Source organism: Hymenobacter terrestris (genome assembly GCF_013377905.1).
GTDB lineage: Bacteria > Bacteroidota > Bacteroidia > Cytophagales > Hymenobacteraceae > Hymenobacter > Hymenobacter terrestris.
Window position 1 is genome coordinate 1 of the sequence record NZ_JABKAV010000126.1, and the last position, 2,988, is coordinate 2,988.

A 2,988-nucleotide genomic window follows, 5' to 3' on the forward strand; every position below is an offset into this window, starting at 1 on the left:
CCGCCGTTAGAACAATACGTTGACCGACTATTTGCAGGACCCACACAGCTTGGTGTAGCGGCGGGCGGGGGCAAGCCTCGCCCCTACGTCGTTCTCACGATCAACTGGCAGCTTAATGTAGCGGGCGCTTTTTGATCATACCGCCTTTCGTGTCTTTTACACTGTGCATTACCATGAAGGCCTGACGGTCAATCTGTTCGACTTCGGACTTGAGCTGGGAGAGCTCAAGGCGGGTAACCACGGTGAAAACGATGTCGATAGGACTGGGCTGAGTGCCGTGCGAGCCGTAGCCGCGCTTGCCGCTGTACACGGTGGCCCCGCGGCCCAGCTTCTCGGTAATCATGCGCCGGATGGCGTCGGAGCGGCCCGAAACGATGGTGACACCGGTGTACTCCTCCACGCCGTCAATCACGAAATCGACGGTTTTGGCGGCCGACAGATAGGCCAGAATAGAATACAGCGCTGTTTCGACCGACAGCACGTAGGCCGCCACGGCGAAGATGACGATGTTGAACGAGAGGATAATGTCGCCTACCGTCAGGCTGCTGGTTTTACTCAGGTAGATGGCCATGATTTCGGTGCCGTCGAGCACGCCGCCCCCGCGCATGGCCAGCCCGATACCCGCCCCCAGAAAAAAGCCGCCGAACACCGAAATTAGTAGCTTGTCTTCGGTAACGATAGGGAAGGGCACCACGGCCAGCACCATGGCCAGGCCCAGCACGCTCAGCAACGTGCGAACGGCCACGCCCCGGCCCAGCTGCCGGCTGGCCATAATCATGAAGGGCACGTTGAGCGCAATAATCAGTACCGGAAGCGGAAGCCCGAATACCTGCCGCAACAGCAGCGACACACCCGTTACACCGCCATCCAGAAAGCCGCCGGGCAACAAAAAGCTTTCGAGCCCGAAACCGGCGCAGAACACGCCCATTGTCAGAAAAATGGCATTCATAATCTGCCGCCTCCACCACCGCCGCCCCCGCCGCCCCGAGCGTAGGCTCTGTTGCGGCATTATCTTAGGCAACGAGTCGGCTTCGGCCCGTTGGCGTTTGCGTAGCAGCATCAGTTGCGGAATGAGCATGAGGACAGGGGCACTAAGTGATGAACGGTGCTAAGCAGAGCAAGAACTGAAGATACGACCCTGTCCGGCCGCTGCAAAGGGCTATTTGACCGGCGCGGCCTGCTGGGCCAGCTGCACGGCGCGGTACAGGTTCACGATGCCGCCGGTGCTGGAGAGGTCGGCAAAGTCGACGAGCTTATCGGAGCCGGGCTGGCGCACCTGGGTGTGGGTGGGCTGGGCCGAAGCCAGGATGAGGCGCTTGAGGTCGGCGGCCGTGAGTTCGGGGAAGTAGCTTTTGAGCGTGGCGGCAATGCCCGACACCACCGGGGCGGCCATGCTCGTGCCGCTCAGGTTGCCGTAGCGCCCGCCGGGCAAGGTCGAGTAAATCTGGTTGCCGGGCGCAAACACGTCTACCTGTATTTTACCGAAGTTGGAGAAGTCGGCGGCCAGGCCGGCGTCGTTGTCGCGCGAGGAGGCGCCCACCGTAATCAGGTTCGGGATGCGCTGGCCGTTGAGGAACACCGGGGCCGGGTACTGCAGCTTCTGGTCGAGGTTCTCGTTCTCGTTGCCGGCCGAGTGTACCAGCAGCACACCCTTGCTGTCGGCGTAGCGGATGGCCTCCTCCACGGCCGCGCGCTGGGGCGAGTAGTACTTGCCGAAGCTCATGTTGATGATGCTGGCCCCGTGGTCGGCGGCGTAGCGAATGGCGCTGGCCACATCCTTGTCGCGCTCGTCGCCGTCGGGCACGGCGCGTACGGCCATCAGGCGCACCACGGGCGGCGCAATGCCCATAATACCAAGGTTGTTCACGCGGTCGGCCCCAATGATGCCGGCCACATGGGTGCCGTGCAGGGCATCGGGCCCTGATACGTCGGCGTTGCCATACAGGCGTTGCTTGATATCAAACGGGTCGTCGCCCACAATGGGGCGGGGGTTGTAGCTCAGGTTGAGGCCGTAGTCGAGCTGGTCCTGGGTTTGTTTAAGCCCACTCTTCATCTCGGCCAGAATGTCATCGAGCGAGCCGAAGCCGGTGTTGAGCAGCAGCCCGTAGAGCTGGCCTGACAGCTCGCGCAGTTTGGGGTCGGTGGTGGGCGGATTACGCAGCACGGCCGTGTCAACGCGCTCCACGCCCAGCTTCTGCCGCAGCAGGTCCGAAACGGCCATATTCTCGGCATATACCTGGCTGTACTGCTTCAGGCGGTCGGTGTTTTCCTTCACCTTGGCGTCGTAGCTCTTCTTCACCTTCAGGTACAGGTCGAAGTCGGGGCGCTGGGCGGCGGGCACGGTGGCGCGGGTTTTGCCCTTAAAGCGGGGCTGCAGCTGGGCCAGCAGGCGGGTTTCTTCGAGCGTCTCGAGGTTGATGTTGCGGCCATCAGCTCCGCCCAGGTAGTTCCAGCCCCACACGTCGTCGGCGTAGCCGTTCTTGTCGTCGTCGAGGCCATTGCCGGCCACTTCGCGGGCGTTGCGCCACAGCATGCGCTTCAGGTCGGCGTGGGTGGTGTCGATGCCGGCATCAATAATGGCCACTACCACCGGGGTAGGGGTGCGGCCGGCCAGCAGCTCCTGGTAGGTGCGGTTAACGCTCACGCCCATCACGCGGTCGGCGGTGGGGTCGAGCAGGTACCATTGCAAAGTGGTGGCGGCTTCGGACGAAACGGGCTCGGGGGCAGTAGTTTGGGCCGAAGCCAGCAGGGGCAGGCTAAAGGCCAGGCCCAGCGCCGATTGGCGTAGCAGAGAAAGCAGGGTCATAAAGTCAGTAGAAAACGGGCTAGGTTCGGCAAAGTAAGCAACCACAACGTACCCACCGCATATTCCGTGCCCTGGCGTGCGGGGGCTGGATAGTGGAACGATGTAGGGCCGGGGCTTGCCCCCGCCCGCCGTTAAACGATTCGGAACTAAAGGATCATACGAAACCCCGCTACCCCGTGCAG

General features: G+C 62.4%; 2 protein-coding genes. Both read right to left on the minus strand.

Annotated elements, in window-relative coordinates:
• Positions 1-112 precede the first annotated feature (112 nt).
• The gene (locus HW556_RS18130; RefSeq protein WP_176901527.1) at positions 113-1,078 is read right to left on the minus strand and encodes a YitT family protein; all 966 of its coding nucleotides are present in this window, start codon (positions 1,076-1,078) and stop codon (positions 113-115) included.
• Between the two features lie 81 nt (positions 1,079-1,159).
• Positions 1,160-2,806, minus strand: a complete 1,647-nt coding sequence (locus HW556_RS18135) for a S8 family serine peptidase (RefSeq protein ID WP_176901528.1) — start codon at positions 2,804-2,806, stop codon at positions 1,160-1,162.
• Between the last annotated feature and the right edge of the window lie 182 nt (positions 2,807-2,988).